Source organism: Flavobacterium sp. 2755 (genome assembly GCF_031455715.1).
Lineage (GTDB): Bacteria > Bacteroidota > Bacteroidia > Flavobacteriales > Flavobacteriaceae > Flavobacterium.
In genome coordinates this window covers 411074-428787 of sequence record NZ_JAVDTG010000001.1, presented here as the reverse complement: position 1 = coordinate 428787, position 17714 = coordinate 411074, and the positions used below count along the sequence as shown (strand labels likewise).

The window sequence follows — 17714 nt, the reverse complement described above, 5'->3', positions numbered from 1 at the left end:
TATTAAATTTTATTAATTCGGCAACGAAATAAATTTAATTCCTTAATATGTGGTTTTCGTAAAAAGTTAACCTTTTTTCGGTATTTTTGTAAAGATGCAACTATCAAAATCTGCTGTTTCTTTTAATTGCCCAAAATTGAAAATTAGCCGAAACTGTAGATGATTTCGTTTTAATTCTACCAATGTCTTTTTACGAAAATTTAGAATACCATAAAAAGATAAAATTATATTATGATAGAATTTTTCAAGCATTTTTTACACGAATTTGAATTACCTCTCAGCAATCCAGTATTGATTTTCTCTTTAATACTTTTCATTATTCTGCTGTCTCCCATTTTACTTAAAAAAATAAATATTCCGGGAATTATCGGATTAATTATTTCAGGAGTTATTATTGGACCGCACGGACTTAATATTCTGGCTAAAAACTCTGCGGTTGATTTATTTTCGACAATCGGGCTTTTGTATATTATGTTTATTGCGGGTTTGGAATTGGATATGAACGAGTTTAAAGCGAACCGAAACAAAAGTTTATTATTCGGATTTTTTACGTTTATCCTGCCGCTTTCGATAGGTTTTCCGGTTTGCTTTTATTTATTGCAATACGATTTCAATGCTAGTTTTTTAACCGCGAGTATGTTTGCGACTCATACTTTAGTAGCGTATCCAATTGTAAGCAAACTCGGAATTGCAAAAAACCAGGCCGTTGCCATTACTGTTGGCGGAACCATTTTAACCGATACTGCCGTTTTGATTATTCTGGCCGTAATTATGGGAAGCAGTCAGGGAAGTTTAAATCAGGCATTTTGGATCAAATTAGGTGTTTCATTGGCAATTTTCTCTGCCATTATGTTTTTATTGATTCCTCGAATTGCCAAATGGTTTTTCAAAAAACTGGAAAGTGAAAAACACGCTCATTATATTTTTGTTCTTTCTGTAGTTTTCTTTGCCGCCTTTTTGGCAGAAGTAGCAGGAGTAGAGCCTATTATTGGCGCTTTCGTTGCCGGTTTAGCTTTAAATCCTTTAATTCCGCAATCATCAGCTTTGATGAACAGGATTGAATTTATCGGGAACTCCTTATTTATTCCGTTTTTCCTGATTTCTGTTGGGATGCTCGTTGATATCAGCGTAATTCTAAGCGGACCAACGGCTTTAATTGTTGCCGGAACGTTGAGTGTTGTGGCTATTTTTGGAAAATGGATCGCAGCCTTTTTTACACAGGTTGTTTTTAAATACAGCAAAACCGAAAGGCAGCTTATTTTTGGTTTGAGCAGTGCGCACGCCGCCGCAACTCTTGCCGTAATTTTAGTGGGTTTTAAGGCCAAAATTCTGGATGAAAATATCTTAAACGGAACTATTATTTTAATTTTGATTACTTGTATTGTGGCTTCTTTTGCAACCGAAAAAGCCGCTAAGAAAATAGCCATCTGCGAAGAAGAAATTTCACATACAGACACAGATAAAGATCAAATTTTAGACGAACATATTTTAATTCCGCTGGCAAAAACTTCTGCTGCAGCAAGTTTGCTAGATTTTGCACTTTTAATAAAAGATAAAAAATCATCAAATCCGATTACACTTTTAACCATTGTACCGAATAATGATCAGGCTGAAAAGAACATTTTAAAATACCGAAAAGCAGCGGACAAATTTGTGATTCAAGGTTCGGCATCTGAAGTAAAAATAAATACAATTGCAAGGATTGATCATAATCCGGCGAGTGGAATTGCCAGAACTTCTAAAGAAATAATGTCAGACATTGTAATTGTGGGCTGGCCGAAGAAAACAGGTTTCCTTGATAAGATTTTTGGAGAAAATGTAGATTCAATCATAAACAACGTTGACAAAAGTTTGTTTATCAGCAGATTTCAAAAAACATTTATTGAAGATAAAAGATTGGTATTTATTTGTCCTCCATTTTCAGAAAGAGGAATTGGATTTCAGCTTTTATTGCAGAAAATATGCCGATTATCACAAGAATTAAGTATCCCGATTGTAGTTTATGCCGAATATAAAACGCATCAAACCATTCAGCAGATTGCCAATAATCTTCGATTGAATGCTAAGTTAGGTTTTAAAAGTGTAATAGAATGGGATGATTTTGAATCGATTTCAGATGAAATTCGTGAAACGGATTTAATTGTTTTCAATTTATCCCGAAAAGGTTCGGTTTCCTATCATTCTATTTTTGACAGACTACCTCAAAAATTCGAAAAATTCTTCAACAATAATAATATCATCTTGGTTTATCCGCAGGACGATCGAAAAATCAGTTCTATGGATGCCTATGAGGATTTTACTGCATCACCGTTAACCAAAAGTTTGGAAGCAATCGAACAAATTGGACGTGGTTTGGGAAGTATTTTGAAGAAGGGTTAGATTTAAATAATTATAAGCCAATAAATGATACCAAAGTTTCCATTAATTGTATTGACATTTTTAACTTTTGCGGCAACTGCACAAAACAAAATGAAAAAAGCCGAAGAACTTATTGATAAAGCAGACCCGGGCTGGACACTTGTAGAAGATTGGATTAAAACAGCAAAAAATAAGGTTGAGATTTTACCTGTTGATGCAGTAAAAGCAAAAGATGCTTTGTATAAAACTCAGATTACAACCCGTTCGACAATGGGAGCAGTTATTTTTAATACCGGAGGGATTTTAGTTGATGATGGCTGGATTAGAATTTTAGGTTCTGGAAGTTCAAGATTTAATCGTTCGCTGCCAGATTGGAACAAAGGAAAATCATTTAATGAATTTGGCGAAACACCTGCTTTTTTATTAATTGCCGACGATGCAATTGGCGGTTTTTACTTTTTAAATGGAGGAGGATTAGGAACTGATGTTGGGAAAATTTATTATTTTTCTCCTGATAATCTGGAGTTCGAACCACTAGATATTACGTATTCTGAATTTTTAGGATTTTGTTTCAGTAATGATTTGGATAAGTTTTATGAAGGCAACAGATGGAAGGACTGGAGAACAGAAGTTTCTAAATTAAAAGGCGACGAAGTATTCAATTTTTATCCGTTTTTATGGACTGCCGAAGGAAGTGATATTAATAAAAATTCACGAAAAATAATTCCAGTTCAGGAACAATACAGTTTGAATTTAGATTTACGAAAACAGCTTGGCTTTGATAAGTAAAAGTTAATTAACCAAAGATTGGAAGCAATTCAACAGATTGGGACTGGTTTGGGAAGTATTTTGAAGAAGGGTTAAAAGGAGATTTTAAAATTTTAAACATATTCTAATGAGTGAGAAAAATATTTTCTATTTAGATGAAGTATTTCCAGAAGCAGATAAAGTGTTTTCTACGGTTTATAAATCTTCTCAGGATATTATTAAAAGCGGAATAATAATATTAGATACTAATGTTTTATTGATTCCATATGATACTAATGAAAAGAATTTTATTGATATTAAGCATATTCTTGAAAAATATAAGAAAGAAAATAGATTGTTTATCCCTGCTAGAGTGGCTCGTGAATTTGCAAATAATAGAGCAAAAAAAATAGGAGATGTTTTTTTAAAGCTAAGACAATTAAAAGAAAGTTTTAATTCTGGAAATTTTAAACTTAGTAAATATCCAATTTTGGATAATGATGAAAGTTATTTGGAATTAAAAAATGAATTTGAAAGCATACAAAAGTCTATTAAAAAATCAAGAGAACTTATAGATAATCTAGAATCAAAAATAAGAAGTTGGAATTGGGACGATAATATTAGTTTGTCTTATAAAGAAATCTTTACTTCTGATATTGTTATAGAAGTTAAAAAAAATAAAAAAGATCTTGAAAAAGATATAAAATTTAGAATTGATTATAAAGTATCTCCAGGCTTTAAAGATAGTAATAAACCAGATGACGGAATTGGTGATTTAGTGATTTGGCAGACTATTTTAGAGATTGCAAATGATCAAGGGAATGATGTTATCTTTGTTAGTAATGATCAAAAAAACGATTGGTTTTACAAACAAGACAAGGTTGGATTATATCCAAAATATGAGTTATTTGATGAATTCAGGAGATTTACGAATGGGAAAAGTATTTCGATTATTAATTTTATTGATTTTTTGACTTTATCTGAAGCTAATGACGAAACAATTGAGGAGGTTAAAACAACAATTCTTGAAAATAAAAATTTAGCTCTACGTGATAAGTTATATTCACACTTAAAAAAATTTAACTCAGGAATGATAATTAATCATGCGAGATTTGGTAAAGGTAAAATCATTAATATTAAAAACTCGGATACTATTAATATGACTTTAGAAATTGATTTTGAAGAATTTGGAAAAAAAAGACTTCTGGCAAGGTTTGCTAATCTAGATATTCTTGAATATGAAAACTAATATTTTAATAGCGATTTATTTAATTTGTGGGATAAATCTGGAATTATTTTAAAATCAAAAAATAAACTATGAACCACAACATAAAATCAATCCGACCATTTATTGGAGCAAAAGACTTTGAAATTTCGAGAAGTTTTTACCGTGATTTAGGGTTTGAAGAAGTAGTTTTAGAATCTAATTTTTCGGTTTTTAAATCAGGTGAAACTGCCTTTTATCTACAAGATTATTATGATAAAAGCTGGATTGAAAATACTATGATTTTTCTTGAAGTAGATGATGCTGATCGTTATTACAAGGAACTTTTAGCATTAAATTTAACTGAAAAATATGGCGTAAAACTAACACCAACGCGCCATTTAGATTGGGGAAGTGAATGTTTTCTGCACGATCCGTCTGGTGTATTGTGGCATTTTGGAACATTTAAAAAATAAGTTTGCCACGAATTACACTAATTTCCACGAATTTTTATTTTTAATTAGTGAAAATTAGTGTAATTCGTGGCTATTTCAATTTGTTAGAAAATCTTCTAAGTGAATTGTATTTTCTTCTCTCTGATACCAATCATTGAAAACTAATTCGAGTTTATCGGCTGTGAAATCTCCAAAATTATAATCCCGAAATTGCTCAACAATTTCAATTAATTTTTCAGGATTTTGAAGCTTTTCTGTAAAACGCATTACCGTTGAATGTGCTGTAGCAATTGAATATCGGCTATCGATACTTTGTTCTAAAATAGAATTTCTAAAATTCTCCCGAAGTTTATTTCTTAAATTATTCAAAGTTTCATCTGAAGGAAATCCCTGAATCATTATTGCAGAATTTGATGCTGTAATTCCTCGAAATTCGATTTTGATTTCGCCTAAATCTTCTAAGATTTTTTGGATTATCTCGATATAATCTTCCACATTAATTTTATCTAAACTAAAACCTTGATAACATGAAATAATCGACATTACCGTAATATGAATATCAGAATTAGGATAATAGTATTGATTGGGTTCAACTGCTTTTAAATCTTTTAAAAACAGCTGAATATTACTTTTTATTTTTTCGCTGGGGCGGAGGAGAAGCGTAATGCCAAATCGGGAATCTGAAGGATCATTTATTTGGGAATCTAAACTGTAATTTCCCTTTAAAATAATTTCAGAAGAAGTTTTATAAAGCTGATTGTAATGTTCTGCTAAATTCATTTTGGTTATTTCTTTTTCGCTTTCTCCAGATTTTCTTTCACCCTAAATTTTACAATTTTAGTAATTAAATCGTACGGCATTTTTTCTTTTAAAGGAAACTGAACTGAACCCTTTCCTGATTTATATTTAGAAAGTTCTGCAGCAAAAGCTTCATGACCGGTTGGTAAAGCATACAATCCGATATGATTTTTAAAAGCCGAAAAATAAACCACAATTCCGTTTTGGTCAAACGCCGGCATCGAATAACTGATTTTTTCTTTCGCATCAGGCGCTGCTTTCTGAATCGTCATTCTCACTTTTTCTAAAATTTCCTGAACATCATTGGGGAATGCGCCAATGTATTCATCGATATTTTCGGGTTTCTTTGTATCCATGATTTTTAGTTTTTTTGTTTCATGTTTCAAGTTTCAGGTTGAAGGGTACTTGAAACTAAAGAAACTTGAAACGTGAAACTTTTTTATGCTAATCCTTTTGGGAATCTATCTAACACTAAATTCAACTGCAATTGATGTTCTAAATAAGCTTTTGCTCCAGCTAAAACTAACGTAAAACCTTCGGTAGAATTGCGGACCTGATCTATAATTTTATCTGAATCTCCTTTTAAACCTGAGTTCGTTATGCTTACAAAAGTTTCATTTTCGTTTAGCGGCGTAAAAATCCATTCTACCAAAGTTGTTTCATCAGGATTTCCCCATTCAATAACAATTTTTTTATTTTCCTGTAAAACTAATGTCGTAACTGAAAGCGAAAAGCCATACATTTCCCAAGTCCATTCGGTTTTTTTACCTTCTTCTAATTTCCCGGAACCTTTTGTAAACCAAAATTTACTGGTAATTTCCGGATCAATAAAAGCCTGAAAAACTTCTGAAACAGGTTTTCTAATCAGCATTTCGGCTTTTGCGAATTTGTTGTTTTCTGGTTTCATTTTTTGCGTTGAAAATAAAGTATAACCTCAATTATTTTTTGAAATAACTAATTTAGGAAATAAAAAAAGCTTTACAGAAAAATTGTAAAGCTTTTATATCATAAAAGTGTTTTTTTTAGAATATAGTATATCCAAAAATAAGTGAAACTGCGGTATAATCAGATTTCCATACCTGATACTTTCCCAGAAGATCTTTGGGTAAAGCCATTCTAAGTTCAGTGCTGTATTTTTTCTTGTATTTATATCCCAAACCAAAAGCCACAGTTCCTTCTGCATCAATCTTCACGTCATTTCGCAGACTTGTACGCTGAAAAGAAAGTTCGTTATTTAAGGTTAAGTCTATTTGGTATTGAGCGTTTATGAATATATTAGAGTTATTATTCAGGAAAAAATAATGTCTAATACCAATTGGAAGTTCAATAGAACTGTAATCAATTTTTGAAGTCATATTCAAATCGCTCTGAAACTTTTCTGCTTTAAATGATTGATAGGTAGGCTCTATTATAATAGCCCATTTGTTTTTATTAAACGGTAAAATGAATTCAGCCTCAAGACCAAGCCTGAAACCCATTTTAGATCCAAAATCTGTATTATAATAGTTTGCAAAATCATTTTCAACAGAATAACTTGAACTTTTTATACCCGGTCTGATCGTTAAATTAAAAAGATCTTTCTTTTGTGCATTTTCAAAATTGGTAAATGAATAGTTACTGCATTGATTGTATTTCGAAAATATTTTAATCAGGTCTGATCTTTTGTAATTAATGTATTTTACAGTTTGAGCACTTATACTTTCACATTTAAGAGAAGTAAAAAGCTGGTTTCTGAACTGGTTATTCTCTCCAATTTCTGTTTCAGAAATTTTATATGATTTGTAAACTAACTGTGTAACAGGAGTATCATCAGTTTTGAAAAAGAAACGGTTAATATCTTCATCATTATATTCATATAAAGTAGCTTTTCCTTCTAATAATATTTTTAAGAACAATTTTTCTTCAGCAAACTTTGGGCTTTTATCCAGGTCTAGTTTGCTTAAAATTGCTGATGAACGATCGATATTTACAATTTGTCTTTGATATTTCGAAATATTGTAAATTCCGAATTCTTTGGCTTGTGATATATTTATTTTTTGAGATTGATCTTGTTCGTCTAACTTGTATTCAAATTCTGTTGGGTTACTGCGCCAGTCTAAATTTTTAATTAAACAATCTGTTTTTTTATCACCGTTGTCAATAAAATATCCTTTTTCAAAAATAATCTGCGAGTAGGAATTAAAACATAATAAAATAAAGAACAATAATAGTGGTTTTTTCATTTTTGGTTAAATAGTTAGATTTATTAAGATTTTATGGTGTAAATATATAGAAATGTTATTTGAAAAAAATCCTTTTTAGGGGTAAACGATGTTTTTATTTTTTGATTTTTCATCCTTAAATAACAATCAAAAAATCCACACAGATTTTCACCTGTATGGATTAGATAGTTTAAAAAATCTAAAATCTAAAATCTAAAATCTAAAATAAATCTGTTATTCTCTTATTGTAGTTTTATCATGAAGTGCAATCTCTGCAATTTCGTCTTTACGTTTAAAACTGACACCTTGATGCTGCTGCATATATTTAATAAGGTCACTTGTCGCTTTTACCATTTGCGGAGTTCCTCCAATACGATCATGAAAACTAATTGACATTTGTCGGCGTTGTGTTTCGCTTTCGGCGTATAATTGGTCAAATTCCATTTTGGCTTGTTGCAAAAACTGATCTGCCGAAAAGTTTTTCCCTTCAATCAAAACAATATCGTTGCATCGAATGGTATACGGAACAACTGCAAAATCTTTATTTTTTACCTGAATAATAAAAGGTTCATCCCGACTTAGATCGTCAATATGATATTTGAATCCCAATTCCTGCAGAATCTCAAGTGTGTTTTGTCCTCGGCGTAACCAGTTGGCATTGTAGCCAACAGGAGTAAAACCAGTAACTTTTTTTATGGCATCAACGCCATCTTTTATGAATTTCTTTTCCTCTTCATAAGGCATTGTGTATTGTGTACTCCAGCTCATTCCGTGTGCAGCGGCTTCGTGGCCCCTTTGTACAATTTCTTTGGCTAACTCCGGATTTTTTAAAACCGCAGTTCCAACCATGTGCGAAGTTACTTTTACACCTAGTTTATCCCAATTGTCCAGCATACGCGGAACACCTTCTTTATATCCATATTCATACCAGGTTGCGGCAGGAAGATCAATAAAGCCTTTTTGTATATTTTGAGGAAATGGACTTTCGGCATTTTGTGGCTGTCCTCCGGCTTCAAACTGCATCGAAATCGAAACCACTAATCTTGAACCGTCTGCCCATTTTGTTTTTTGAGGAGAGAAAATTGGAGCATTTTTTGAAACTTCAGAAAAAGTTTCAATAGGATTTATCATTCCCACCATTCCAATTATTCCGGTTTGTTTAATAAAATTTCTTCTAGAACTCATACTATTTATTTTTTAATTAAGGTATCAATAGCCCAGCTATTATAAGTTGCAAAATGCAATAGCAAAGCAAAAAAAGCAATGTGAATTAATTGTGATGGAACGGCTTCCCAGTTCTCAATCATCGAAGTACCAAATAATAACGCAAGCATAACAATGGCTCCGGCAATTAAAGCTGGTTTAGTAAATAAACCTAATAAAAGTAAAAGACCAATGGTAAATTCGGCTATTGGTAAAATGTAACTAAACGGTGTTACAAGGAATTTTGGCAGCATTGAATTTTCAAAAGTGCCAACCATCCAATTACTGAAAGTGGTAAGTTTTGGCAGACGGACTAATCCGTGACCAAACATGCTGATTGCAATTGCAAGACGTAATAATAAAAAAGAGGTTGTTTCCATATTAAGTGATTTTATACTACAAAGTTGCGGATAACAGCTTTTTAAAATTTGTACAATCATTGGAATAATTTGTACTTTTGCAAGATGGAAATTAGAAATTTATACCATCCTTTTGAACTTCAGTTTTTAGAAGTTTTAGAATATGAAGCGAAAGAACGTAAAAATACTTTTTTTGAAATGGTTTTTGTTCTTGAAGGAAAAGGAACTCAAATTATAAACGATCATCGATGGCCTTATAGCAGCGATAAGTTTTTTTTGATCTTTCCGCAAGATACGCATAGTTTTGAAGTTACAGAGAAAACGAAATTTTTCTTTATACGCTTTCATGACAGTTATCTTAAAACACAAAGCAGTGACTGGATTCAAAAGCTTGAATTTATTTTTCATAACCACAATCACAGGCCGGGCTGCATTTTAAAAACAGTAACAGATAAACCTTTGGTAAGGGCGATGATTGAAGCACTTATTAGAGAAGAAAACACGAACTTTCCGCAGCAGCAGGAAGTTATTAAGCAAATTCTGAATACGATTATTACAATTGCAGCCAGAAACATTTCACTTATTGCACCACTTAATCTTAACCAACCCAATGTGGTTCCAAGTTTGGATTTATTGAATTATGTACATCAGAATATTTATCAGCCCGAACAATTAAAAGCGTTAAATATGGCGGCGGCATTTAATGTTTCGTCAACTTATATCAGTGAATATTTTAAAACTAAAACAGGGCAGAGTATTCAGGAATACACAATGGCCTATAAAGTAAAATTAATCGAAACCCGGTTAAAGTTTACCAATATGCAGATCAATGAAATTGTGTACGAATTTGGTTTTAGCGATGCAAGTCACCTGAATCGCTTGTTTAAAAAACATACAGGTTTGAATCCAAGTGACTATAAAAAGCAGTTTAAAAGAGTTTAATTGAAAAATTAAACTTTATCTTTTTCAATCCATTTTCCAACTGTTGGCGGCGTGTAATTTCTCATTTGGTTTAACAAATCGTCAATATTATCGCTTACCAAAAGCATTTTTTGATTGGCTTCTTTCAATAAACCTTTTTCACTCATGGTTTGAAGTAATTCTAAAAGCGAATCGTAAAATCCGTTAATGTTTAAAATTGCGATAGGTTTTTTATGTAAGCCTAATTGTGCCCAGGTCAGCATTTCGAAAAGTTCTTCCAGAGTCCCAAAACCACCCGGAAGTGCAATTACACCGTCGCATAAGTCATTCATTTTGGTTTTGCGCTCGTGCATGCTTTCTACCAAAATCAATTCAGTTAAACCTTTATGCGCAATTTCTTTTGATCTTAAAAAATTTGGTAAAACGCCAATTACGGTTCCGTTTTCGCTCAAAGCTCCATCCGCAACAGCGCCCATTAAACCCACATTTGCTCCGCCATAAACCAAACCAATATTTTGTTTGGCTAAAGTTTTTCCCAATAATTCGGCTTGTTCTTTATATATTTCTTCGGTACCAAAACTTGATCCGCAGAAAACGGTGATATTTTTCATGTTGTTAGTAAGAATTAAAAATTAAAAATTATGAATTAAAAAATATTTGTAAACTGTCACTGAAAACTGCGACTGCAAACTATTACTTTTTCAGTTCATATTCAAAGTGTGGTGATATACTGATACCATTCATTGTAGTGAGAACTACATTTATTTTTTTTGCACCAAGTTTTAAAACAGCTTTTTGAGATCGGAAATTTTCTGCACCAACATGGAAAAAAATAGAATTTACATATTGGAAAGCATAATTGATTAGCAATTTTTTTGTTGAATTATTATGAGATCCACCCCAAAATTTTCTAATAAGAAATGTGTATCCAATTGCAACACTTGAATTGTTGGGTTTATAATCGTAATAACGCGTAGTCCCTATAATTTCATTGCTTTGTTTATCTAAAATTAAAAAAGCGCCTTTAGAATTTAATCCCGCGTCAAAAAAAGTTTTAAAACCATCTCTGCTGCTTCTGTCTTTCGCAGGATGCTGCTCCCAAATCAAAGGATCAGATGCTGCTTTAAATAAATCTTCAAAATGATTTTCCTCCAGCGGAATCAATTTTACAATTTCGTCTTCTAAAAAATGGGGCTGTAAGTTGAAATTTGATAATGTCATTTTATAGCGTTTTAATAGTTTGTTTTTTTGCCACTCCCGATAACTATCGGGATAAAAGATTAAAAAGGATTTTTACTGTTTGTCATTCTGAGCGAAGCCGAAGGATCACACACGCAGATCGACAAAGATTGGCGATTTACTTTGTTAGAGTTTCTTACGTATCCTTCGACTTCGCTCAGGATGACAAAAAAACTCTGCGTAAATCTGTTTCAATCAGTAAAATCCGTGCCCCATCAAGTCATCAAATCCTTCTAATCTGTACACACGAAACATTTTCCATTTTAATTTCTTTTCCTGTTTTCTTCAATAATCCGGTTTTAGGATTTCTTCTAAAAACGATAATATTTCCGGAAATAACATTTGTAGCAACTAAAAATTTTCCGGTTTCATCGATGGCAAAAACTCTCGGATGTTTTCCTAAAGTCGATTGATAACCAATGTTTTTCAATAATCCATTTTCATCAATAGAAAAAATAGCAATGTTATTTTCCTTTCCTCGATTTGTGGCATACAGAAACTTTCCGTCTGGTGAAATATGAATATCAGAACTTTCAAAACCTTCTTTTATTTTATCCGGATGTGTCGCAATACGCTGAATTTTATTTAAAGTGCCGTTTTCATAATTATAAACACTTATCTGTCCCGCCATTTCTTCAATACAATAACCAAATTTCTGATTCGGATGAAAAGTAAAATGTCTTGGCCCGGCTTCTAAATCCGTTTTTGTAAATGGAATTTGAGCTTCGGTTAAAGGCTGTTTTTTATTTTCATCAAAGGCATAACTGCGAATTTTATCGGCACCTAAATCGGGTAAAAATAAATAATCAAATTGAGGCGAAAATACTGCCGAATGGACGTGAGATCTTGTTTGTCTTTCTTTATGCGTACTTCCATCCATATATTGAAAATTCTGCGCTATAGAATCAATTTTTCCATTTTCCAGAATTGGGAAAACAGAAACACTTCCTTCTGTATAATTGGCATTTGCAATCCATTTGCCGCTTTTATGAACCGTAACATAAACGGGATTTTCGCCGCCGCTTCTCTGGCTGTTTAAAAAAGTCAGACTTTTATTTTCCGGATTAAATTCAAAACTGCTTATACTTCCGGCATTTGGCGTTTTGGTATCCGTGCAGGCATAAACATATTTTCCGTTTGGAGAAACAGTTAAATACGAAGGATTTATAATGTCTTTTGCCGAGGTTATTTTGGATAGTTTTCCGTTTAAAGTATCTAATTGATATACCTGAATCGCTTCTGCCGTTTTATCTCGATTGTATGATCCTAAAAATACATAGGTATTTTGAGAAAACATATTAAATGTTATCAGAAATGCAATCGTTAGGAAGTTTATTTTTTGTTTCATTTTTTTGTTTCAGGTTTTTCAGATTTCAAGTTTCAATTCCTGTCAGGCTGAGCGAAGTCGAAGCCCTTTGTGTGCCCTTCGACTTCGCTCAGGGTGACAATGCAGTGTTTCAAGTTTTAGGTTTCAAGTTTCAAGTTTCAAGTTTTCAATCTAAAATCTAAAATCTGCAATCTAAAATCTACTTAACCCCTTTCCACCACTGTTTAAATTCCTGATTTTCATTTTTTAGTTCCACTAATTCTCCAATTATTGGCGTAATTAAAGGAATTGGATTTGCTGAATTTGCATTCAGTTCAGTTACTTTAATTAGCGGTTCATCCCAGGCATGCAGCGATAAAGAAAACTTTGACGAATGCACCGGAAATGCTCTTTTTGCTTTTAAATCCTGCATCGCCTGTATCACATCTTCGGGCATATTATGAATGTATTTCCAGTTTTTATTGTATTGGCCGTTGTCGATCAAAACAATATCAAAAGGGCCAAATTTCTCGCCAATTTCTGCAAAATGCTGATCGTAGCCGCTGTCTCCTCCCAAATACATTTTAAAATCTTTGGCTTCTAAAACAAAAGAAGTCCAAAGAGTATTACAGCGTTTAAAACTTCTGCCTGAAAAATGTCTTGATGGCGTGGTATAAAGCGTTAGATTTTCGTCTAATTCTATTTTTTCATGCCAGTCTTTTTCGATAATATTTTCTTTTGGAAATCCCCAAAATTCAAAATGTGAACCAACGCCAAGTGCCGTGATTACTTTTTTGGTTTTCGGCTTTAGCTGAAGAATTGTTTTATAATCTAAATGATCATAATGATCGTGTGTAAGCAGCAAATAATCAATTTCCGGAAGATCGTTAGCGGTATAAATATCTGTTCCTTTAAACGATTTTGTAGTTCCCGCAATTGGAGAAGCGTTACCGCTAAAAACGGGATCAATTAAAAATCGTTTTCCTTCAAGTTGAATATAATAAGACGAATGTCCAAACCAAACTAAAACATCCTGATTGAGAGGAATTTCGTGTAAATTGGTTTTGACTGACGGAATTAAATCAGTTGGGATTTTTCGATCTACTTTTTTGAAGAAAAATTCACTTAAAACGCTAAAATAAGTTGCACCTTCAGCAAGATCCGGTGTAAAGTTTTGGTTTTCAAATTTTCCGTTCTTGTATTGAGGCGATTTTTCAATTAAAGCTAATCTTTCGCCTGAAGGCTTTTTTCCGAATTTTGGATGTTGTAAAAAGTTGTAAACGAGAAGAACTATTATTAATAATAGAATTAAGAATGTGATCATTTTTATTTTTGGGGATATAAATTTTGGACTTCTTCAATCGAAAGTGAAATGATTTGTTTTAAGATTTCAATATCGATATCAGCTAATTTCTTGATGTAAATACAGGCTTTTGATACTTTGTATTTTCCCAGATTTGAAAAAAGTTCTTCTCTCTTTTCTTCGGGTAAATAAAAATAAACTGTAGTTGCGGCTTTTCTGGGAGAAAAAGCAGCCAGAGGCGCATCGCCTTCGTGTCCCGTGGCATATTTGTAATGATAAGTTCCAAAGCCTATAATACTTGGTCCCCACATTTTAGGTTCAAAACCTGTAATCTCTTTCATTATTTTTACCAGTTCAAAAGCATCATTTCTTTTTGCTTCGATGTCTACAGCATTTATAAAATCAATAACACTGCTTTGGGTTTCTGCTGTTTTATTCTTTGCCATCGCTTTTTATTTTTGATGTACTAAATCGCTTTTCAGTAAAATATTTTTGATTTTAAATTCAGAAATATAAAACAAATCGCGGCTTTCGTTCATTTGATTTTCTAACACAATTAAGCTGACATCACTTTCCGGAAAATACAAATTTACCGAAGAAAATCCATCGCCTAAACCGGTGTGACCTACGTATTTTACCGCTTCTTTCTCAATAATTTTAATTCCGTAACCATAACCTTCATCTGCTTTTCCGAAGAAATCATGCTGTGCCAATATATTGTATTTCAGCATTAATTGATACGTTTCCGGTTTTAGGATTTTTCCTTTATGGAGATTATTATTCCAAACTGATAAATCATTTACGGTAGAAACAACTCCGTCTGCGCCTAAACTTTGCGGTGTAATCTGTGTAGTTTTTACAGCTTCAAACTTTCCATTTGAATTAAAATATCCCGTAGCTAAATTTTGGATTTTGTCTTTAGCATAACAAAATGTATTGTTCATTTTTAATTTCTTAAAAAGAGCATTCGCCACTTCGGTATAACTTTTTTGAGTACTTAATTCAACAATTTTTTCGGCAAGGCTAAAACTTAAATTTCCGTAACTAAACTGAGTTCCGGGTTTAAAAGCCAAAGGTTTTTGTAAATCGACAATTCCGTGTGTATGATTTAAAAGCTGATGAACCGTAACCGAATCTGCCCACGGCTGCGTTAATTCCGGAAGATATTTTTTAATTGGTGATTGTAAATCAACTTTTCCTTTTTCCACTTCCAATAAAAGTAAAACCGCAGCAACCTGCTTGCTGTTTGACATGATCTCAAATTGAGAATTTACAGTTAAAGGTTTTTTGGTTTCAAAATTGGCAAAACCCTTTGCTTTTGAATACAATGTTTTTCCATTTTTAGAAATCAAAATAACACCGTTAAAAACCGGAGAAGTGGTATGTTCAACCAAACTGTCAATTTTAGCGGAATAATCATCTTTCTTTTGTGCAGAAGAATTGCAGTATGACAAAAGAAAGGTCAAAAGCAGTAAAACAGGAATTTTGTATTTAAGGTTCATTTTTTAGTCTCGGTTAATAATTCACAATTAACAATTAATTCAAAACATTCCATTCTTATTAATCATTTCACTTGGAATTGGCTGTCCTAAATCCCAGAGTTCGATAATTTTATCTGACTCAAATTTGAAAATATGAACTACGACAAATCCTAAATCAGTTGAATTTTGTTTTAAATGCGAATGTACAGCGACCAAATCATGGTCAGCAATAATATGATGAATTTTAAAAATTTTATTTGGATTTGTTCTTGCTGATTCTTCCATTGCCAGCATTAAAGTCTGGGCATCTCCTTTAAAATGAATATTATGATGTTTGAAATTTTTGCCGACATAAAGCCTAAAAGCTTCATGCGGATGTCCGCTTGCAGCAAGTTTTAAGAAGTTTTCTACGATTTCTTTCTTAGTCATAATCAACAGGATTAAACAGCAAACTAAGTTATGAAATTTAGAAGTACTTTTTGAATTAAAAAAACCTGAAAATTTTTATAAATCTTCAGGTTTTATCTGTGTTATATCGATACCTAATTTTGTGAATTCTTTTTCGCCTAAATCGGTAATATAAAAGTGTTTGTCGGCGGGATTTTTCTTGGCGATCCATCCTTTTTCTGCAAAAGTTACAGCGAGCAGTTGACCCAGTTTTCCGCCAATATGTTCGTAGCACATTTTTGCCGGTTTTTGTTTGGATGGTTTCTCGCTCATTTTTTTAATTTTAATAGGCTGCTTTCTGTGTTTTTTTGCAAACTAATCTCAAAGCCAAATAAGCTGCTGGAATATAAGCAAAAACCAAATCTACAAATGTAAACCACATTGGCGCCGGAAGGGAACAAACACTTACAATTCCGCCCAGTAAAAAAAAAGCTCCAATTACTAAGGCTAATTTCTTTTTATGATTGATGGCGATTAAAGCTGTTGTAACAGCTCCAGCAAATGTTCCGATCGCGTGAGCCAGAAATGGGAAAATAAAATGCTGTACTTCAAATAAATGCATTGTTTTTTGCAAACCTTCCATCGTTGTATTGTCGACTCCAACTGGCGGTGGAATAATAGAGTCGCTGATTAAAATAATACTCATATTCACAATACTTCCAATTATAATTCCGGCAATAACAGCCAAAGTATTCCTTAAAACGGGGTTCATAATTTTGATTTTATTGTTACGAATATAGGAAAATTATGCGTCTTTTTTACCCGATTTTTTTTAATTGAAAGACTGCCTGAATTCTAAAGGCGAAACGTTTGTTTTTGTTTTGAATAATTTACTGAATGACTGTTGATGTTCAAAGCCTAATTCATAGGCAATTTCGCTTACAGATAAATTTGTGGTCGAAAGCTTTTCTTTTGCTTTTTCGATTAGTTTATCGTGTATGTGCTGCTGTGTGCTTTGACCTGTGAGATGTTTCAATAATCCGCTTAAATAATTGGGAGAAACATTTAGGTTTTCGGCAATAAACTGAACTGTTGGCAAACCTTTTTTAGATAAAGAATCGTTTGTAAAATATTCTTCAAGAAGTTTTTCTAAACGAGCCAAAATCTCATGATTGCTTATTTTTCGGGTAATGAATTGGCGGTTATAAAAACGTTCAGAATAGGTTAGAAGCAATTCTATTTGTGCTATAATAACATCCTGACTGAATTTATCAATATTAGATTGGTATTCCTGCTGAATATTTTTCATGATATCGATAATCATTTTTTCTTCTTTATCAGAAAGATGCAGCGCTTCGTAAACCGAATATCCAAAATATTCGTATTGTTTGATTTTTTGCGCAAGCGGCGTATTCCATAAAAAATCAGGATGAACCAGTAATGAATATCCGGTGTGCTTCAGTTCGGCATTTCCTTCAATAGAAAAAACCTGACCGGGCGCAATAAACAGTAAAACGCCTTCTTTAAAATCATATTCCTGCTGTCCGTAGCGCATTACAGCATTAGCATTTCTTTTTAATGCAATAGAATAAAAATCAAGAATAAGGCTTTTAGGTTCCTGTTCGTTGAGAAATTTTAAATCTTCAAAATTATATACGCTTACAAGCGGATGTTCAGGCTTTGGCAAATCTCTAAACTCATGAAATTCGCTGATACTTTTTATTCGATGTGGTTGTTGATTTGCCATAGCCT

General features: G+C 32.5%; 21 protein-coding genes. 5 read left to right on the top strand and 16 right to left on the bottom strand.

The features are described from left to right. Positions 1–231 precede the first annotated feature (231 nt). The 4 genes from J2Y38_RS01740 (at position 232) to J2Y38_RS01725 (ending at position 4785) form a co-directional block, all read left to right on the top strand. Positions 232–2379, top strand: a complete 2148-nt coding sequence (locus J2Y38_RS01740) for a cation:proton antiporter (protein WP_309839021.1) — start codon at positions 232–234, stop codon at positions 2377–2379. Positions 2380–2403: 24 nt separating this feature from the next. After that, positions 2404–3147, top strand: coding sequence for a DUF2625 domain-containing protein (locus J2Y38_RS01735; protein WP_309839018.1), 744 nt, complete (start codon positions 2404–2406; stop codon positions 3145–3147). A gap of 106 nt (positions 3148–3253) precedes the next feature. Continuing rightward, a complete protein-coding gene (locus J2Y38_RS01730) occupies positions 3254–4354 on the top strand; it encodes a PIN domain-containing protein (protein ID WP_309839016.1) in 1101 nt (366 codons plus the stop codon). A gap of 68 nt (positions 4355–4422) precedes the next feature. After that, positions 4423–4785: a VOC family protein gene (locus tag J2Y38_RS01725; protein WP_309839015.1), complete on the top strand. Its 363-nt coding sequence runs from the start codon at positions 4423–4425 to the stop codon at positions 4783–4785. 75 nt (positions 4786–4860) lie between these two features. Here the strand turns inward: J2Y38_RS01725 and J2Y38_RS01720 are convergent, their stop codons facing one another. The 6 genes from J2Y38_RS01720 to J2Y38_RS01695 form a co-directional block, all read right to left on the bottom strand. Continuing rightward, entirely contained in the window at positions 4861–5544 is a 684-nt protein-coding gene (locus J2Y38_RS01720) for a mutarotase (RefSeq protein WP_309839013.1), read from the bottom strand. Positions 5545–5549: 5 nt separating this feature from the next. Beyond that, a complete protein-coding gene (locus tag J2Y38_RS01715) occupies positions 5550–5918 on the bottom strand; it encodes a DUF1801 domain-containing protein (RefSeq protein ID WP_309839011.1) in 369 nt (122 codons plus the stop codon). 83 nt (positions 5919–6001) lie between these two features. Then, a complete protein-coding gene (locus J2Y38_RS01710; RefSeq protein ID WP_309839009.1) occupies positions 6002–6469 on the bottom strand; it encodes an SRPBCC family protein in 468 nt (155 codons plus the stop codon). Between the two features lie 115 nt (positions 6470–6584). After that, positions 6585–7784: an outer membrane beta-barrel protein gene (locus tag J2Y38_RS01705; RefSeq protein WP_309839006.1), complete on the bottom strand. Its 1200-nt coding sequence runs from the start codon at positions 7782–7784 to the stop codon at positions 6585–6587. Between the two features lie 213 nt (positions 7785–7997). Next, complete coding sequence (locus J2Y38_RS01700) at positions 7998–8948, bottom strand: polysaccharide deacetylase family protein (protein ID WP_309839004.1); 951 nt, start codon at positions 8946–8948, stop codon at positions 7998–8000. Between the two features lie 5 nt (positions 8949–8953). Then, complete coding sequence (locus J2Y38_RS01695; protein ID WP_309839002.1) at positions 8954–9346, bottom strand: DoxX family membrane protein; 393 nt, start codon at positions 9344–9346, stop codon at positions 8954–8956. An 84-nt stretch (positions 9347–9430) separates the two neighbouring features. Here J2Y38_RS01695 and J2Y38_RS01690 point away from each other — a divergent pair, with 84 nt between their 5' ends. Beyond that, on the top strand, positions 9431–10267 hold the full coding sequence (locus tag J2Y38_RS01690) for an AraC family transcriptional regulator (protein WP_309839000.1): 837 nt from the start codon (positions 9431–9433) through the stop codon (positions 10265–10267). Between the two features lie 8 nt (positions 10268–10275). Here J2Y38_RS01690 and J2Y38_RS01685 read toward each other — a convergent pair whose 3' ends face one another. The 10 genes from J2Y38_RS01685 to J2Y38_RS01640 all read right to left on the bottom strand — a co-directional run bounded on the left by J2Y38_RS01685 (position 10276) and on the right by J2Y38_RS01640 (position 17709). Then, positions 10276–10857 carry a TIGR00730 family Rossman fold protein gene (locus J2Y38_RS01685; RefSeq protein WP_309838998.1) on the bottom strand — a complete coding sequence of 194 codons (582 nt, stop codon included), beginning with the start codon at positions 10855–10857 and terminating at the stop codon, positions 10276–10278. An 82-nt stretch (positions 10858–10939) separates the two neighbouring features. Beyond that, entirely contained in the window at positions 10940–11467 is a 528-nt protein-coding gene (locus J2Y38_RS01680) for a GNAT family N-acetyltransferase (RefSeq protein WP_309838996.1), read from the bottom strand. Between the two features lie 241 nt (positions 11468–11708). After that, positions 11709–12833, bottom strand: coding sequence for a lactonase family protein (locus J2Y38_RS01675; RefSeq protein ID WP_309838994.1), 1125 nt, complete (start codon positions 12831–12833; stop codon positions 11709–11711). Between the two features lie 178 nt (positions 12834–13011). After that, complete coding sequence (locus tag J2Y38_RS01670) at positions 13012–14115, bottom strand: MBL fold metallo-hydrolase (RefSeq protein WP_309838992.1); 1104 nt, start codon at positions 14113–14115, stop codon at positions 13012–13014. A gap of 2 nt (positions 14116–14117) precedes the next feature. Continuing rightward, entirely contained in the window at positions 14118–14540 is a 423-nt protein-coding gene (locus J2Y38_RS01665) for a DUF1801 domain-containing protein (protein ID WP_309838991.1), read from the bottom strand. Positions 14541–14546: 6 nt separating this feature from the next. Continuing rightward, positions 14547–15596, bottom strand: coding sequence for a serine hydrolase domain-containing protein (locus J2Y38_RS01660; protein WP_309838989.1), 1050 nt, complete (start codon positions 15594–15596; stop codon positions 14547–14549). 39 nt (positions 15597–15635) lie between these two features. Beyond that, positions 15636–16004: a nuclear transport factor 2 family protein gene (locus J2Y38_RS01655; protein WP_309838988.1), complete on the bottom strand. Its 369-nt coding sequence runs from the start codon at positions 16002–16004 to the stop codon at positions 15636–15638. A gap of 75 nt (positions 16005–16079) precedes the next feature. Beyond that, positions 16080–16295, bottom strand: a complete 216-nt coding sequence (locus tag J2Y38_RS01650; RefSeq protein WP_256635564.1) for an ArsR family transcriptional regulator — start codon at positions 16293–16295, stop codon at positions 16080–16082. Between the two features lie 10 nt (positions 16296–16305). After that, positions 16306–16734, bottom strand: a complete 429-nt coding sequence (locus tag J2Y38_RS01645; protein WP_309838984.1) for a hypothetical protein — start codon at positions 16732–16734, stop codon at positions 16306–16308. Between the two features lie 60 nt (positions 16735–16794). Further along, a complete protein-coding gene (locus tag J2Y38_RS01640; RefSeq protein ID WP_309838982.1) occupies positions 16795–17709 on the bottom strand; it encodes a helix-turn-helix transcriptional regulator in 915 nt (304 codons plus the stop codon). Positions 17710–17714 lie beyond the last annotated feature (5 nt).